The organism is Nocardia sp. NPDC005746, from assembly GCF_040630785.1.
Classification (GTDB): domain Bacteria; phylum Actinomycetota; class Actinomycetes; order Mycobacteriales; family Mycobacteriaceae; genus Nocardia.
The window spans coordinates 54,570-69,673 of the sequence record NZ_JBEXYE010000028.1; the positions used below are offsets into that span (position 1 = coordinate 54,570).

The 15,104-nt window shown below is 68.4% G+C and carries 16 protein-coding genes; 6 read left to right on the forward strand and 10 right to left on the reverse strand.

The window, feature by feature from the left end; genetic code table 11:
* Positions 1-3: 3 nt before the first annotated feature.
* Positions 4-588, reverse strand: coding sequence for a helix-turn-helix domain-containing protein (locus ABZ412_RS33220; protein WP_357288386.1), 585 nt, complete (start codon positions 586-588; stop codon positions 4-6).
* Positions 589-673: 85 nt separating this feature from the next.
* On the opposite strand from ABZ412_RS33220, the gene ABZ412_RS33225 reads away from it, so the two are divergent.
* Positions 674-1,519: a CoA transferase gene (locus ABZ412_RS33225; RefSeq protein ID WP_357288389.1), complete on the forward strand. Its 846-nt coding sequence runs from the start codon at positions 674-676 to the stop codon at positions 1,517-1,519.
* Positions 1,520-1,524: 5 nt separating this feature from the next.
* Positions 1,525-2,685 carry an acyl-CoA dehydrogenase family protein gene (locus ABZ412_RS33230; protein ID WP_357288392.1) on the forward strand — a complete coding sequence of 387 codons (1,161 nt, stop codon included), beginning with the start codon at positions 1,525-1,527 and terminating at the stop codon, positions 2,683-2,685.
* A 50-nt stretch (positions 2,686-2,735) separates the two neighbouring features.
* Here ABZ412_RS33230 and ABZ412_RS33235 read toward each other — a convergent pair whose 3' ends face one another.
* Both ABZ412_RS33235 and ABZ412_RS33240 read right to left on the reverse strand, forming a co-directional pair.
* On the reverse strand, positions 2,736-3,962 hold the full coding sequence (locus ABZ412_RS33235; RefSeq protein WP_357288395.1) for an MFS transporter: 1,227 nt from the start codon (positions 3,960-3,962) through the stop codon (positions 2,736-2,738).
* A complete protein-coding gene (locus ABZ412_RS33240; RefSeq protein ID WP_357288398.1) occupies positions 3,962-4,612 on the reverse strand; it encodes a GntR family transcriptional regulator in 651 nt (216 codons plus the stop codon). Before ABZ412_RS33240 ends, ABZ412_RS33235 begins: the two co-directional genes overlap by 1 nt.
* 151 nt (positions 4,613-4,763) lie before the next feature.
* Between ABZ412_RS33240 and ABZ412_RS33245 the strand changes: the two genes are divergently transcribed.
* Entirely contained in the window at positions 4,764-5,225 is a 462-nt protein-coding gene (locus ABZ412_RS33245; RefSeq protein ID WP_357288401.1) for a YiiD C-terminal domain-containing protein, read from the forward strand.
* A 62-nt stretch (positions 5,226-5,287) separates the two neighbouring features.
* Here ABZ412_RS33245 and ABZ412_RS33250 read toward each other — a convergent pair whose 3' ends face one another.
* On the reverse strand, positions 5,288-5,671 hold the full coding sequence (locus ABZ412_RS33250) for a hypothetical protein (protein ID WP_357288403.1): 384 nt from the start codon (positions 5,669-5,671) through the stop codon (positions 5,288-5,290).
* A gap of 126 nt (positions 5,672-5,797) precedes the next feature.
* Positions 5,798-7,030: a cytochrome P450 gene (locus ABZ412_RS33255; RefSeq protein ID WP_357288406.1), complete on the reverse strand. Its 1,233-nt coding sequence runs from the start codon at positions 7,028-7,030 to the stop codon at positions 5,798-5,800.
* A 209-nt stretch (positions 7,031-7,239) separates the two neighbouring features.
* Here ABZ412_RS33255 and ABZ412_RS33260 point away from each other — a divergent pair, with 209 nt between their 5' ends.
* Positions 7,240-8,817, forward strand: a complete 1,578-nt coding sequence (locus ABZ412_RS33260; protein WP_357288412.1) for a carboxylesterase family protein — start codon at positions 7,240-7,242, stop codon at positions 8,815-8,817.
* Between the two features lie 32 nt (positions 8,818-8,849).
* Here the strand turns inward: ABZ412_RS33260 and ABZ412_RS33265 are convergent, their stop codons facing one another.
* Complete coding sequence (locus ABZ412_RS33265) at positions 8,850-9,764, reverse strand: MerR family transcriptional regulator (RefSeq protein WP_357288415.1); 915 nt, start codon at positions 9,762-9,764, stop codon at positions 8,850-8,852.
* Positions 9,765-9,854: 90 nt separating this feature from the next.
* Here ABZ412_RS33265 and acpM point away from each other — a divergent pair, with 90 nt between their 5' ends.
* Positions 9,855-10,160, forward strand: coding sequence for a meromycolate extension acyl carrier protein AcpM (gene acpM, locus ABZ412_RS33270; protein WP_357288418.1), 306 nt, complete (start codon positions 9,855-9,857; stop codon positions 10,158-10,160).
* Positions 10,161-10,254: 94 nt separating this feature from the next.
* Here acpM and ABZ412_RS33275 read toward each other — a convergent pair whose 3' ends face one another.
* Positions 10,255-10,701: a DUF4189 domain-containing protein gene (locus tag ABZ412_RS33275; protein ID WP_357288420.1), complete on the reverse strand. Its 447-nt coding sequence runs from the start codon at positions 10,699-10,701 to the stop codon at positions 10,255-10,257.
* A gap of 266 nt (positions 10,702-10,967) precedes the next feature.
* The gene (locus ABZ412_RS33280) at positions 10,968-12,308 is read right to left on the reverse strand and encodes a lipase family protein (RefSeq protein WP_357288423.1); all 1,341 of its coding nucleotides are present in this window, start codon (positions 12,306-12,308) and stop codon (positions 10,968-10,970) included.
* 418 nt (positions 12,309-12,726) lie between these two features.
* Here ABZ412_RS33280 and ABZ412_RS33285 point away from each other — a divergent pair, with 418 nt between their 5' ends.
* On the forward strand, positions 12,727-13,302 hold the full coding sequence (locus tag ABZ412_RS33285) for a TerD family protein (RefSeq protein ID WP_357288438.1): 576 nt from the start codon (positions 12,727-12,729) through the stop codon (positions 13,300-13,302).
* Here ABZ412_RS33285 and ABZ412_RS33290 read toward each other — a convergent pair.
* Positions 13,284-14,105: a cysteine synthase family protein gene (locus ABZ412_RS33290; protein WP_357288426.1), complete on the reverse strand. Its 822-nt coding sequence runs from the start codon at positions 14,103-14,105 to the stop codon at positions 13,284-13,286. The two genes, ABZ412_RS33285 and ABZ412_RS33290, sit on opposite strands and share 19 nt — an antisense overlap.
* A 125-nt stretch (positions 14,106-14,230) precedes the next feature.
* Positions 14,231-15,025, reverse strand: coding sequence for an SGNH/GDSL hydrolase family protein (locus ABZ412_RS33295; RefSeq protein WP_357288429.1), 795 nt, complete (start codon positions 15,023-15,025; stop codon positions 14,231-14,233).
* Positions 15,026-15,104 lie beyond the last annotated feature (79 nt).

Sequence of the window (15,104 nt, forward strand, 5' to 3'; positions counted from 1 at the left end):
GATTCAGTCCTTGACGGTGATCGACAGCCGGGGCCGGGTGGGGTTGTCGGGGGAGACCCGCTCCCAGACGGCGTCCAGCATCGGGGCCAGCAGCAGCTCGCCGAACTGGCGCAGCAGCACGGCGACGATCTGGTCCGACTCCGGCTTGTCGGTCGAGGCCAGGCCCGCGGCGCGGAGTCCGACGACCTCGCTGCGGGTCAGTTCGACCACCGCGTCCAGCAGGTGGATGCGGGTCTCGGAGGGCTCGAGCAGCGACCGGCGGATGTAGTTCACCACGGCGGGGTTGGCGTGCAGCATGTTCCGCACCGCTTCGTCACGCGCGGAGGCGACCTCGGCGTGGGTGCCGGTCGGCGGGATCGAGGCGACGGCCTGTGCGAAGTATTCGACGACCAGCTTGTCGACCGCGTCGCGCAGGCCGTCCTTGGTCTTGAAGTGGTGCTGAACCAGTCCGAGGGTCACGCCGGCCTCGGCCGCGACCGCGCGCAGTGACACCCGGGAGTCGCCGTACTGGGCGAACAGGTCCATGGCGGCATTGCGGATGCGGGCCTTGGCGGTCAGATCCTCGTTGGTGGCTCGTGGGTTCAGCATCGCCCCTCAACTTAGCGGTTCCGGACTGTGTACCCGGCAATTGATGTGATTGACCGGTTCGCGATACAACTGTATCGTTCGCGATATGGAGGAACCAACGCTGCGGCCCCTGGCCGGAGTCGAAGTCGTGTCCCTGGCGGTCAACCTGCCCGGTCCGCTCGCCGCCGCGCGGCTGGCCGAGCTGGGCGCGCAGGTGATCAAGGTCGAGCCGCCGACCGGTGACCCGCTGGCCGCCGCCGCGCCGCAGTGGTACGAGCACCTGGTCGCGAGCCAGCAGGTCGTCACCCTCGACGTGAAGCAGGACGCGGACCGCGCCAAGCTCGACGAGCTGCTGGCCACCGCCGACCTGCTCATCACCTCCATGCGCCCCTCCGCCCTGGCCCGCCTCGGCCTGGCGCAGCCGCAGCAGCGCTTCCCGGAGCTCTCGCTCATCGAGATCATCGGCCACGCCGACGAGCCCGAGGTACCGGGCCACGACCTGAATTACCAAGCGGTGCACGGCACCCTGACCCCGCCGCACATGCCGAAGGTCCCGATCGCCGACATGCTCGGCGCGGAGCGCGCGGTCTCCACCGCCCTGGCCGCCCTGGTACGCCGGGCGACAACCGGTGCGGGACAGCCGTATCGGGTCGCGCTGGAAGAAGCCGCGGCCCGCGCGGGCGACGCCGTGCGCTACCGCCTCATGGGCGACGGCGCGGTACTGGGCGGCGCGTTCCCCGGCTACGGCATCTACGAATGTGCCGACGGCCATGTCGCGCTGGGCGCGGTGGAGCCGCACTTCTTCCTGGGCGCGCTGGCAGCCTTCGGCGCCGACGGCACCCACGAGGCCTTCCGGAAGGCGTTCGCCGACCAGACCATCGCCGAGCTCGAAATCATCGCGGCTCGGGAGGACCTGCCGCTCAACGGCATCCGACGCAACAACGGAGAGTGACACCGATGTCCGAACTGTTCCCCGACTACCGGCCTACCTGGGAGACCGATCAGCACCGCGAGCTGCGCAAGCACGCCGCGGAGTTCTTCCGCAAGGAGGCTGTGCCGAATCGCGAGCGCTGGACCGCGCAGCACATGGTCGACCGCGAGTTCTGGAACAAGGCCGGCGCCGCGGGCCTGCTCGGCCTGGACCTGCCGGAGGAATTCGGCGGCGCGGGCGGCGATTACGGCATGCAGGCCATCGTTCAGGAGGAACTGGTCTACGCCCACGACAACGGCTTCGGCTTCTCCGTGCACTCGCCGATCGTGTCGCACTACATCTACAACTACGGCAATGACGAGCAGCGCGCGAAGTGGCTGCCGGGCATCATCAGCGGCGACCTGGTGCTGGCCATCGCCATGACCGAGCCGGGCACCGGATCGGACCTGCAGTCGGTGCGCACCACCGCGATCCGCGAGGGCGACCACTACGTCATCAATGGCTCGAAGACGTTCATCTCCAACGCGACCCACTGCGATCTGCTGGTGATCGTGGCCAAGACCGACCCGTCCAAGGGTGCGGCCGGTGTCTCGCTCATCGTGGCCGAGACCAAGGACCTGCCGGGCTTCGAGCGCGGCCGGGTGCTGGAGAAGATGGGCCAGCACGCGCAGGACACCCGCGAGCTGTTCTTCTCCGACATGCGCGTTCCGGTGGGGAATCTGCTGGGCGCGCAGGAGGGTCTGGGCTTCTACCAGCTCATGGAGCAGCTGGCCCGGGAGCGGCTGATCATCGCCAGCCTGTGTTCGGCGCTGGCCGAGGCCGCGGTGCTGGAAGCGCTGCGCTACTCCAAGGAGCGCGAGGCGTTCGGCCGCCCGATCGGCAAGTTCCAGCACAACGCCTTCACCCTGGCCGAGGTCAAGACCGAGGCGCTGGCTATCAAGACGCTGGTGGACTACGCGATCCAGCAGTACATCGACGGCAGGAACGACCCGTCGACCGCGTCCATGGCCAAGCTGTTCGCCGCGGAGACCTGCGACAAGGTGGTCGACCGCTGTCTGCAGCTGTTCGGCGGCTACGGCTACATGATGGAGTACCCGATCGCGAACATGTACACGGGTTCGCGCGTGAACCGCATCTACGGCGGCACCAGCGAGATCATGAAGGAGATCATCTCCCGCTCGCTGTGAGGCGGGGCCCGGCGGCGGGCGGTTGGGGGCCGCCGCCGGGATATCCGAGCTCAGGCCGGGCGGGACCGGCTCACGATGGCCAGGCACGCCGCGCAGGCGGCGGCGAGGACGCCGAACATGGCGGGGTAGCCGACGCCGATGCCGTTGTGGCAGACCGCCATCAGGGCCGGGACGCCGAAGCCGAGGTAGCTGACCGCGTAGAACACCGCGGTCAGTCCGGCCAGGTCGTCGGGACGGGCCATGCGCTCGATCTCCAGCAGGCCCGCGACCAGCCCGCTGCCGAATCCCATGCCCAGGGCGACGGCGGTCAGCACGGTCAGCCACAGGGTGAGGGTGGCGGAAGCGGCTGCGGCGAGCAGCATTCCGAGGATGACCAGGCTCAGGGCCAGTACCGGCAGTCGCAGCGAACCGGGGCGATCGATCTTGCGCGCCACCGACTGGATGCCGAAACCACAGCCGAGGGTGATCACGGTGATCAGGGCGGAGAACGCGATCGGGGCGTCGTGCACCTTGGGCATCATGAGCGTCGGCATGATGGCGTACGCCGCCGCCGACGAGGTGAACAGCCACAGGCACACCGGCAGCGCGATGGTGCGGAAGCGGTGATGCGCGCCGACCGGGACCTTCAGATCGTCGAGGAGCGGTCCCGGATTCACCTGCGGCACGATGGTTTCCGGCGCGCGGAACAGCAGCGCCGCGGCCGCCGCACACAGCGTCACATTGATCAGATAGGCGAGCGAGTCCGGCCACGGACCCCACTGCGCCAGCACGCCCGCCACACCCGCGCCGACGCCGAAGCCGCCGGTGAGGCTCATGGCCGAACGGCGCGCCCCGGTGCCGGAGGCGGTATCGGCGGTGAACGGCGGCTGCGACAGCTCCTTGAGCCAGCTGCTGCCCACCGCCATGGCCAGGCCCAGTGCGATGCCGCACAGCACCCGGCCCGCGGAAAGCATGGGGACCGAATGGGATCCGAAGGCCAGCAGCGTCGAGCCGGTGGCCGCGATGAACGGCGCGGGCCGCATGAGCGGGCGCCGGCCGTAGCGGTCCGACAGCGGGCCGCCGATGAGCAGGGCGGGCACGATGCCCAGCACGTATTCGAACAGCAGCAGGTCGACGGTGGTGACGGGCAGTCCGTCGCGCTTGTACATGACCAGCAGGGGCGTGAATTCGTTACCGCCCCAGGCGATCGCGAAGATGGCCGTCGCGACGCCGAGCCACGCCGTCGGGTGGGTGCCCAGTCGATCGGCGCGGGTGTCGAGCGTGGTCAGGGTCGCCATCACATCCCCCTCGGGGTGACGCCGTGCACGTCGGTGAGGTGTTCGGCGAGGGCCTCGGCGAATCCGGCGCCGTCGGCGGCGTCGATCAGATCCGCGAGGCGGGTGTGCTGCTCGATGATGCGGTGCGGGTTGGTCTCGCCGCGTTGCAGCGCGACGCTGTTCATCCGGCGCTGCCGTTCGCGCAGCGAGTCGTAGAAGCCGATGAGCAGCGGGTTGTCCGCGGCCACCACGTATTCGCGGTGGAAGTCGGCGTCGGCGATGGCGAATTCCTCGAGGTCGCCGGCGTCGGCGAGTTCGCGCTGGCGGTCCAGGGATTCACGCAGCCGGGGAATCAGGCCCGCGCGGGCGATGCGGGTGAGCGCGTCCACCGCACCGGTTTCCACGATGTAGCGGGCGTGGATCACATGGTCGGCCTCGTGCGAGGGGACGGGCACCACGAGGGCGCCGCGCTTGGGGTAGAGCCGCATCCAGCCCTCGGTCTCGAGCCGCAGGAAGGCCTCGCGGATGGGGGTGCGGGAGGTGCCCAGCTCCCCGGCCATCTCGTTCTCGCTGACCAGCTCCCCGCCGGGGAGATCGCCGCTGAGTATGCGTTCCTTGATTTCGCGGTAGGCCCGCTCGGCGGCGGAGAAAGTCTTGGACACGACTTGCATACTAGAGGGGTCGTGGGATGATTTGCCTGGATGTGGCGGGTTTCACGGGCCGGGATGACAGAGTTGCGCGGTAACCCTCTCACGCGGAATGATTCACCTTGTTGGCAGCACGTCAGTAAGTTGCCATAACTTCTGGGACGAGGAGGTCCGCATGGCGAACGATGCCCCCGCGCTGAACGAGGTCGTGAACGGCGGTCTGGAGTTCACGATTCCGATCGCGCACAAGATGGGGGTGCGGGCCGAGGAGGTGCGCCCCGGGTTCGCGGCCACCACGGTCCCCATCGAGGGCAACGGCAATCACTTCGGCGTCATGTACGCCGGTGTGCTGTTCACGGTCGCGGAGATCCTGGGTGGCGCGATCGCCATCTCCAGCTTCGACACCGCCAAGTACTTCCCGCTGGTGAAGGACCTGCACGTGTTCTTCCGGAAGCCCGCCGCCACCGATGTGCGCGCCGAAGCGTCGCTGTCGGAGGAGGAGATCGCGCGGATCACCGAGGAGGCCGACGCCAAGGGCAAGGCCGACTTCACCCTCACGGCGAAGGTGACCGACGCCAACGGTGTGGTCGTGGCCGAGACCCAGGGGCTGTACCAGCTGCGCGCCCACGGCAAGTAGGCCGCGACAATCGATCGAGCCCCGGGAATCGCTCCCGGGGCTCGATCGTTGTCGGTTGCCGATCAGGCGACGATGATCCAGCCCTTGCAGCCGGTGCCCAGGCTGCCCGGCCAGTCCGAGCCCGACACCTCGAACGGGATGGCGCCCGGCATCGGGGTGCCCAGATCGACGGTGGTGGTGACCGCGCCGTAGGTGTCGGGCAGCGGGGTGCGCTTCCCTGCCATGTCGATCTTGGCGTCGTCGGTGAAGTTGCTGGAGGTGGTGATCTCCAGCGTGGTGGGTGTGAACGAGTGCGCCAACAGCGTGGTCTGGCCGCACCGGCCCTTGGCGTAGTCGAGCGTGATCTTCTGCGGCGCGGCGTCGGCGGCGGCCGGCGCGGCCAGCGCACCGGACAGGGCACACGCGGTTGCCGCCAGGGTGATGCGGCGGACGTACACGGTCTTCACGAACAAAACCCCTTTCCTGTGGTCACAGCTGTGGATGCCCCCCCTGATCGATCGACGACGATCATGCCGTGACCGCGCCCCCGGCACGTGGCGGACGCGCGGGAGAATCCGGGCGAGTCCGCGGGCTCACGTGTTTCGGATGTGGAGGCGCAGCGGCAGGGTGCGATGGCGGCGCACGAAGATGCTCGGAAACCACTGCGGCGGGGCGTCTTCGACGAGGGTGAAGGCGGTGGTGCGCTCGAGCAGGGCGGTGAGCGCGGCGGTGGCCTCCAGCTTGGCCAGTGCCGAACCGATACAGAAGTGGATGCCGCGCCCGAAGGCGAGATTGTTGGCGCCGCTGCGGCGGTCCAGGTCGAGGGTGTCCGGATCGTCGAAGCGGGCCGGGTCGCGATTGGCGGCGCCCCACTGCAACAGCAGGTGGCTGCCCGCGGGAATCTCGATGCCGCCCAGCACGGTATCGGTGGTGACGTGCCGATGATGGCCTCGGAAGGGCGATTCCAGGCGCAGCGCCTCGTCCAGGAAGGCGGGCAGCAGGGCGGGTTCGGCGCGCAGCTCGTCCTGGAGGTCGGGGCGGGTGGCCAGCAGCCGGGCGGCATTGGCGATGAGACCCGCCGTGGATTCGCCGCCCGCGCCGACGAGTTGGACCAGGATCAGCACGGCCACCACATCGGTGATCTCCCCGGCGGCACAGGCGCGGGCCAGCACGCCGAGCAGGTCGTCGCCTGGATCGCGCTGGGCAGCGGCGAATTCGACGTGCAGGTAGCCGGTGAGTTCGGTGGCGGCGGTGACCAGGTGCACGAAACGGTCCGAGTCGACCACGCCGCCCAGCATCTCGGTGCTGTCGTAGGCCCAGGTGAGCAGTTGCGGCACCGCGGCGTCGGGGAGTCCGATGATGTCGGCGACGAGCGCCAGGGGGAGGCGGTCGGCCATACCGGTCGCCCAGTCGATGCGATCGCCGTGTAGTTCCTCGGTCCACAGCCGGTCCACCAGTTCGGTGACGGTGGGGCCGAGGCCGCGAATCCGCTTGGCCAGCAATGGCTGCACGAGTTTGCGCTGGGCCTGGTGGCTCGGGTCGTCGGCGGTGGCGAGGACGTGGACGGCCTGGCCGCCGCCGTCCATGTCGAAGGTGACGGGCGGCTGTCCCTCCTGCCGCAGGAGTGCGCCGGTGAGGTTCGAGGAGAACTCGTCGCCTCGATTCACGGCCTCGGTCACCAGATCCCACGACGTCACCAGGTAGAAGTCGGTGCCCGGGATGCGGTAGACAGGGGATTGCTCGCGCAGCCGCCGATACAGCGCGTAGGGGTCGTCGATGTGCGCGGGATCGAAGACGTCGAGCGCATCGGGTGAGGTGCGGGTCATGGGGCCACCGTCGTCCCGACCTGAATCGAGTGTCAACAAGCGTCTCGCGGTGAGACGGATCCGCCCTGCGGACCCGACCGTACGCAGGAGTTTTCCCGGTTTCGTGAGACTTCGGACCCCCGTCTGGACCGGCCGACTAGTATCGAACGACTACGCGACAGCGCTTGCTGGCCCAGGAGGCTCGGGTGATCGTGCGTGAACAGGGGTGGATGAGGCGGGGATCCGGCGCGGTGTTCGCGGCGGTGGCGCTACTGGTGGTGATCTTCGCGGTGAACGGCCCGATGGCGCGGGCCTATTCGGGACCTGCCCCGGACACGGTCACCATCGATAGTGGTGCGTTGCACGGTATCTCGACCCCGTCGTATCGCCTGTTCAATGGAATCCCTTACGCCGCACCACCGGTCGGTGCGCTGCGCTGGCGGCCGCCCGAGCCGGTCGCGCCGTGGCCCGGAGTTCGTGAGGCCCGCGACGCGGGCCCGAACTGCGCCCAGCCGACCGGGTTGGGCGGCCTGCGCACCACCGTCGAAGACTGCTTGTACCTCAATGTCTGGACGCCGCCGATGCTCCCCGCCGACGGCCGCGCGCTGCCCGTCATGGTGTGGATCCACGGCGGCAGCCTGCAGACCGGCACCGGAAGCATGTACGGAGCAGCCCCTTTGGTCTCCCAACCCGACGGGGACGTCATCGTCGTCACCATCAACTACCGGCTCGGGCAGTTCGGCTTCCTGGCCGCCTCGGCCCTGGACGACGGTTCCGGCTCCGGCGACTACGGCCTCATGGACCAGCAGGCCGCCCTGCGCTGGGTCCACCGCAATATCGCCGCGTTCGGCGGCGACCCCGATCGCGTCACCCTGGACGGTGAATCGGCGGGCGGAGTTTCGATCTGCGCCCACATGGCCACGCCTACTTCCAAGCCCCTGTTCCAGGCCGCCATCCTGCAGAGCGGCCCCTGCGCGAGCCAATCCCTCCCGGACGCGGAGGCCGAAGGCGACGCCTGGGCCGCCGCCGCGGGCTGTCCCGCCACCGACGACGCGACCTGCCTCCGCAACCTCTCGCCCGACATCCTGGTGGACCGGGGCCCCGACGACACCAATGTCGTCCACGGCAACGCCTACCTCCCCGAAAGCCCCCTGGCGCTCCTGAAATCCGGTGGCATGTCCCATATCCCCACGTTCGTCGGCTCCAATCACGACGAGGTGGCCCTCTGGGTCTGGATCAAATACGGCATCCCTCTCGGCCCTGTCATGACCGCCGCCGACTACCCGCGCCTCCTCGCCGCCAAGATCCCCGACCTGACCCCGCCCCGAACAGACCGGGTCATCCGCGAATACCCCCTCACCGACTACCCCCAACCCGCCCTGGCCCTCACCCGCGCCTGGACAGATCAACTGGTCTGCAAACTCATCTCCCAGGTCTCCGACCTCTCCCGCCAAAACCCCACCTACGTCTACGAATTCGACGACCGCGGCGCCTTGGCCCCACCCAGCACCTTCCCCATGGGCGCCTACCACGCCGCCGAACTCCCCTCCCTCTTCGACCTGGTCCGAGCCGGCTTCGCCCTCGACGGCGTCATGACCCCACCCCAACGCCGCCTCCAATCCGACATCCGCCGCTACTGGACCCGCTTCATCAATACCGGCATCCCCGACCCGGCCGGCCTCCCCGCCATTCCCCGATACACCCCCGCCACCCCGACTTTCCTCTCCCTCCGCCCTGCCGGAAACCAGTTCGCCAACACCTTCACCGCCGACCACCGCTGCGCCTTCTGGAGCGATCTGATCGGGTAACCGCCGATCGAACGACGGTGTCGGAAGGCCTGTCAGGTGGAGTGGGCCAGGGCCTTGTACAACCAGTCGTGGGCGCGGCCGATCGTGACTCGTGGACCGAGGAGTCGGTCGGTCAGGGACCAATAGCGGTGAATTCGGGGGTCGGAGTCGGTTGCGTCGAGCAGGAGGTGCTCGCGGAACTGGCGGGAGTCGCGGTGGCCGCGGGCGGTGGCGTGGGCGGTGACGAATCGGTCGAGTTCGTTGCCGGGGTGCGGGGGAATGCCGTCGGCTACGAGGGGCACGACGCCGATCATTATCTCGCCCATTTCGTGGTACAGGGCTCGCGGGTCGAGGATCAGGTCGGGACGATTTCGCCAGTATTGATGTCGGACAGCCTTGTTCAGGTCTGGGTTGGCGGCGAGGGTGGCCAGTTCGGCGTAGGCGACGACCTCGTCGACCGAGGGGTCCGTGGGCGGCTCGGGGACGTTCCAGCACACCCAGCCGTCGCTGTCGCACCGCGGAATCGGCGTGAGAATGCGGTGCCAGAAGCGGATGAGGGACTCGTGCAGCGCATTACCGTCCTGTGCCGCGGCCAGTAATGCGAGCCGTTCGGCGCGCTGTTCCGGGGCGGCTGCCTCCATGGCCCGTACGGATGCGCGACGCCAAGCCAGCGACCTGAATTCGATATCGAGCTTGGCGCTTTCGGCGGCGATGGCCTCTTCCATCGACTGTTCTCCGCGCAGCACACCGGTGATCGAGTCCAACCCGAGTCCGAGCGCCCGTAGCCGCCGCACCAGCAGCAGTCGTTCGGTCGCGCTGTCGGCATCGAACATTCGGTGCCCGCCCCCGCTGCGCTGGGATTCGAGAATGCCTTCGTCGCAGTAGAACCGGATCGTGCGCACCGACAGCCCCGAGTTACGCGCCAATTCCCCGATGCTCATGAGCGCAGCGGGCTTTGTGTCGTCCATCACACGTTGTTGAACCTCCACCCCACTGGAGCTTTTAGCGTACTGGCACTGCCGTTCAGGGATATGTCGTCACATCGAGGAGAGTGTTTCGTGGCCAGCACCCAGGAAGAAATCGTCACCGGGATCGCCGAGATCGTCGAAGAGGTGACGGGAATCGACGCGTCCGAGGTGACCATCGAGAAGTCCTTCGTCGAAGACCTGGAAATCGATTCGCTGTCGCAGGTGGAGATCGCGGTCCAGCTGGAGGACAGGTACAACGTGAAGGTCCCCGACGAGGATCTCGCGAGCCTGCGGACCGTCGGTGACGCGGTCGCGTACGTCCAGAAGATGGAGGCCGAGAAGCCTCGGCTCGCCGCCGAGTTGGAGGCGAAATACAAGGAAGGCCAGGCGAATTGAGCGCAATTCACCACTGAGCTGACCGCGGGCGTTCGGTGTCGCAGCCGATCGAGTCGTCTGCGGCACCGAACCGTCACGCGGTCTCGACCCCGAATTACGCGTTAGCGGTGCACACCACTTCGCTGATCGCGGTCGCCGACAGGTCGGCGGAGCCGACGTTGGCCAGCATCGCCTGCGGGTAGACCTCGGCGAGGCTGTCGTAGGCGTTGCGCAGCGCGTCCGCGCGGTCACGGCCAGTGCCGGTGCCGACCGCGAGGTAGTCGCTGTGGTCGTTGCGGTAGACAAGCGCGCCACACCCATTGGCCCACGTCACCATGACTCGGCAGTCGGCAGAGCCACCCGAGGCGCAGTCCTCGATCGCCGCGACCTGCGCTTCCGCCGCGCTGAGTGCGTTGACGCTGCGGCCGTAGGCCCAGTCGTCGTGGCTGAACGCGATCGCCCCGTACAGTCCGGCCGCATCGGCCGTACCGGCACCGATCGCCGACCCCGCCGCAAGACCGACCGCCGCCACCGCGACAACGGCCTTACCCATGAACTTCATCTAATTCTTCCCTCTTCGAACATGTACAGACACAAACCCGACGAATCATGTCCGATTAACCCTGGATTCGCCCAATGCATTTCGCACATCACACCCATCGGTCGCGCTATCGGTCCTGGTCGTCTCCCAGCTCATCGTCGGATGGGACGACATCTTGTTTCCCGGGGCATAGGTGCTGAGGCGCGGAAGCGCATTTCGAACGGTTCGCGTGAAAGCTCCAATTCATCAGGTGAATCGGAGCTTCCGTCGGTTGCGGCGGCTACGGGCTAGAAGCCGAGGAAGGTTCGGACGGGGCCGGTGAGGATGCCTGAGATGAGGGCGTCCACGGCGGCGGGGTCGGCGGCTGTGGTGGAGACGGTTCGGGTGTCGCAAACCGGGTGGGCGGAGGGGTTTTCGGCCTGTTGCTGGAGCCAGGCGAGGGCGCCGGGGGCGCCCAGGAACCATTCGCCGGTGTGGGCGGAGGCGGGCATGGCGAGTTGTTCTCGGCGGTAGGTGACGGGGGTGCCGGCGGCGCAGTAGGTGGAGACCAGGGTGTCGATGCTGGAGATGAGGCTGCCTTCGTCGTCTACGGCGTTGTAGATGTAGAAGGGGGTGGTGGGGGCGGTGGCGCCCAGGGTGCGTTCCTCGAGGGCGGCGCTGATGGCGGGGTCGGTGAGGATCTGCTCGATGGGTTCGGTGAGGAACTGGTTGGCGTCGAAGCCGAGGCTGGACATCATGTTCTGGGGTGTGCAGTTGTCCGCGGCGTCCGCGATCTTCTGTTTCCCGGCGGGGGTGAGGTAGCGGTTCATGGCGGCGGTGAACGCGGGTGAATCCTGCATGATGCCCATCAGTGCGATGGGGAGCAGACCGCCGCCGATGGGCGTGCCGTTCATGGCGAGCATCGCGGCCCGAGGGTCACCGACCGGTGCGCCCGCCGCCGTCCCGGCCAGATTCAGCTCGGGAGCGTACCGCGGCTGTTCCTGTGCGGCCCAGGCACTCGCGATACCGCCACCGGAGTAGCCCCACAGGAGGGCCGGGGTGCCGGGCCCCGACAGGGCGGCCGGTTCGAACGCCTCGACGGCCCGAATGCCGTCCAGGACGGTGTAACCGGGCTCCTTCGGCGTCGAGTAATGGTTGTCGATGCCGCCGAAGTCCGGCACCGATACCGCCCAGCCGCGGGCGAGGGCGGCGGCGATCATCGCGGTTTCGCCGGACATCGTGGTCAATTGCAGCGGACCGGATTTCGACGGATCGATCCAGGGGGCCTGCCCCTGATACAGCGCCTGGGACGGCACGCACTGCGGCGCGATCGCGTCGGTCATGTTCTGGAACGACAGCAGCGCCGTCGGCCGAATCGTGTTCGCGGTCTTCAGCACCGTCGTCACCGCGGCATAGGGCTGACCGTTCGCCGCGGTGGTCCGATACAGCAACTGCCACGCTTGGACCGGCCACGGGACCAACTGCGAATAGCTGGCCTGGATCGGTCGCACGCGGAGGATCGTCCCCGGCTGTCGCGCCGCGTAATCCGCGGGCGGCGTGTAGAAGGAGTCGGTGATATTTGGTATCGCCGACGCCGGAGCCGCCATGGCGCTCGTGGCCCCCACCAGCGCTGCGATCGGAATCGCCACTCGCGCGAATCGCGTGAAAAATGTTGTCCGGTAACGATATTCACGGCGCGACGACATCGGCCACCTCCCCTTCTGCGCTCGAACTGTAACAGGTTTCAATTCGATGGGGTCGCTGTTCGCGAGCGTTTCGGAGGAACTGCCGGGCGCGTACATTCGAAGGGTGACGCTCGGTATGGGGGAGCCGTTGGCGGGCACGCGATTGCGGGCCGCGATCCGGGAGGCGCATGCCGAGGCGATGCGGGCGGTGATCGCGGCGGAACCAGGGGAGCCGGCGGTGCCTCGGGATCTGATCGAGTTGCTGGCGTTGCAGCGGCGGGTGACGGTGATCGCCGAGCAGCTGGACGCCGAATCGGTGGCTCTGCGGGTGCGACGCGAGGACGATTGGGGATGGGATCGACTTCGGAGGGAAGGTAGTTCGATGAGTGTCAGTCTGGCCAAGGGTGGGAATATCTCGCTGTCGAAGCAGGCGCCGAATCTGACGAAGGTTTCGGTGGGGCTGGGGTGGGATGTGCGCAGCACCACCGGGGCCGATTTCGACTTGGACGCCAGCGCCATGGCGTGCGGGCCGAATCAGCGGGTGGTGTTGGACAAGCACTTCGTGTTCTACAACAACCTGCGCTCGCCGGAGGGGACGATCGAGCACACGGGCGACAACCTGACCGGCGCGGGGGAGGGCGACGACGAGGTGATCAATGTGGACTTGGCGGCCATGCCGCCCACGATCACGAATATCTTCTTCCCCGTATCGATTTACGAGGCCGAGGCGCGGCGGCAGGCGTTCGGGCAGGTCCGGAACGCGTACATCCGGGTGGTGGACGCGGTCACGGGGACGGAACTGGCCCGGTTCGATCTGACCGAGGACGCCTCCACCGAGACGGCCATGGTGTTCGGGGAGTTGTACCGGCACGGCGCGGAATGGAAGTTCCGGGCCATCGGGCAGGGGTATGCGTCCGGATTGGGCGGAATCGCACGGGATTACGGCGTCAACGTCTGACCCTGCTTCAGGCCGGAGTCCGGGAGCAGCGTGACCACGCGGGCTCGCGGACCCAGGCGAAGCCCCACGCGGATGGCCGCGACCACATTCGCGCCGGAGGAGTTTCCGGCGCGCAGGCCCTCCTCGCGGGCCAGCCGATGCGCCATGGCCTCGGCCTCGGGACTGGAGACCGGCACCACCTCGTCGACCAGGGTCGGATCCCACAGGGGCGGTGGATAACCCAGGCCGATGCCCTCGATCCGGTGCTCACCGGGCGGGCCGCCGGACAGCACGGGCGACTCGGCGGGCTCCACTGCCACGACGTGGATCCGCCGCTGCTTGTGATAGCGGAGCAGCGCGGCGCTGCCGCGGAGCGCGGCGGCACTGCCGACCGCCTGAACGAACGCGTCCACCCGGCACTCGGTCTGCGTCCAGATCTCCTGCCCCAGACCGTGATAGCCGGTGATGGCGTCGGTGTTGTTCAGGTGATCGGGCCAGAAGGTGCCGGGTTCCCGGCTCTCCCGCTCGGCCGCGGCGGTGGAGTCGACCAGTCGCAGCCGATACCCCTTGGCCGCGCACACCAGCCCGAGCGCGGAACCACTACTGCCGCGCGCGTATTCGACCACTGTGTCACCGGGTCGCAGCCGCCCGTCCCGCTCGGCCACCGCGATCATGGCCTGGGCGGCCCGATCCTTCATGCTGCCGGACGGATTCTGTCCCTCGAGTTTCACCAGGATCTCCGCGCACCCCTCGGGCGTCACCCGGTGCAATCGCACCAGCGGAGTGTTGCCGATCGCCGCCAAGACGTTGTCGCCGATGAACATGATCCGCGCCGACCCTTCCCGGGCCCCGACTGGGCTCGGGTTCGATTGTCCGGCAGCGGGGCAGGCCCGCGGGCCGGATCGGCGCAGGTTCGGCCCGCGACGAGGATTCGGCGTGCGCTGGAGGTTCAGTGCGCGAGCGGCGCGCCGATCACCGGCAGCGGCTGCGGCCGCTTGGCGACCCGCTGGTCACCGGAGGAGATTCCGCGCAGCCGGCGCATGGCCCACGGCCCCAGCGCGGTTGCCGCCCACTCGAGTTCGGCCGCCATCGACCGCAGCAGCCCCTGCTGGGGCAGTGCGGGAATGAGCGGACGGGTCCAGGTGTCGTCGGAGCCGGGCAGCCGCAACGCCTCGGCCATGGCCTCGGCGATGCGCTGATGCCCGAGCGGACTGGCGTGCAACCGGTCGGGACTCCACAGCCGCGGATCGGTGACGACGGCATGATGCCCGGTCTCCGCGATCAGGACCCCGTGCCGCCGGGCCGCCGCCCGCAACCGCTCGTTGAGGATCGACACCCGCCCGCGCAGCGGCCGGGCCAGCGGAATCGTCTCTGCGACATCGGGAAAGGTCAGGGTGGCCACGACCGCGCCGGTCGCGGTGAGCGCGGCGAACATCGCCTCGACGTCCGCGACGATGGCGTCCGGATCGAAGTTGGGGCGCAGCAGGTCGTTCATGCCCGCGAGCACGGTCGCCAGATCGGGCCGCAGCGACAGCGCCGCATCCAGCTGATCGGCTCGGATCTGCCCGGCCAGCTTCCCGCGCACCGCCAGATTGGCGTATGACAGGCCCGGATTGGAGGCGGCCAGTCGCTCGGCCAGCCGATCCGCCCAGCCCCGCAGGCCGGTCCGGTCGTCGCCGTCGCCGACGCCCTCGGTCTGGCTGTCGCCGAGCGCGACGTAACGGGTGTAGGTGCCATCGGTCATGGCGGATCGGCCTTTCGGTGACTGTCCGTGGATCATCCCAGGAAACCGGCGGCTACGGCGGCCCCCGCGAACACGTTCA

What these genes read in the sequence shown, in the direction of transcription:
- ABZ412_RS33255 (WP_357288406.1), bottom strand. Translation starts at nt 7,030, where the DNA reads ATGACCCGCACCTCACCCGATGCGCTCGACGTCTTCGATCCCGCGCAC.
- ABZ412_RS33230 (WP_357288392.1), top strand. Translation starts at nt 1,525, where the DNA reads ATGTCCGAACTGTTCCCCGACTACCGGCCTACCTGGGAGACCGATCAG.
- ABZ412_RS33265 (WP_357288415.1), bottom strand. Translation starts at nt 9,764, where the DNA reads ATGGACGACACAAAGCCCGCTGCGCTCATGAGCATCGGGGAATTGGCG.
- ABZ412_RS33275 (WP_357288420.1), bottom strand. Translation starts at nt 10,701, where the DNA reads ATGAAGTTCATGGGTAAGGCCGTTGTCGCGGTGGCGGCGGTCGGTCTT.
- ABZ412_RS33290 (WP_357288426.1), bottom strand. Translation starts at nt 14,105, where the DNA reads ATGTTCATCGGCGACAACGTCTTGGCGGCGATCGGCAACACTCCGCTG.
- ABZ412_RS33245 (WP_357288401.1), top strand. Translation starts at nt 4,764, where the DNA reads ATGGCGAACGATGCCCCCGCGCTGAACGAGGTCGTGAACGGCGGTCTG.
- ABZ412_RS33240 (WP_357288398.1), bottom strand. Translation starts at nt 4,612, where the DNA reads ATGCAAGTCGTGTCCAAGACTTTCTCCGCCGCCGAGCGGGCCTACCGC.
- ABZ412_RS33295 (WP_357288429.1), bottom strand. Translation starts at nt 15,025, where the DNA reads ATGACCGATGGCACCTACACCCGTTACGTCGCGCTCGGCGACAGCCAG.
- ABZ412_RS33220 (WP_357288386.1), bottom strand. Translation starts at nt 588, where the DNA reads ATGCTGAACCCACGAGCCACCAACGAGGATCTGACCGCCAAGGCCCGC.
- ABZ412_RS33285 (WP_357288438.1), top strand. Translation starts at nt 12,727, where the DNA reads ATGAGTGTCAGTCTGGCCAAGGGTGGGAATATCTCGCTGTCGAAGCAG.
- ABZ412_RS33235 (WP_357288395.1), bottom strand. Translation starts at nt 3,962, where the DNA reads ATGGCGACCCTGACCACGCTCGACACCCGCGCCGATCGACTGGGCACC.
- ABZ412_RS33260 (WP_357288412.1), top strand. Translation starts at nt 7,240, where the DNA reads ATGAGGCGGGGATCCGGCGCGGTGTTCGCGGCGGTGGCGCTACTGGTG.
- ABZ412_RS33225 (WP_357288389.1), top strand. Translation starts at nt 674, where the DNA reads ATGGAGGAACCAACGCTGCGGCCCCTGGCCGGAGTCGAAGTCGTGTCC.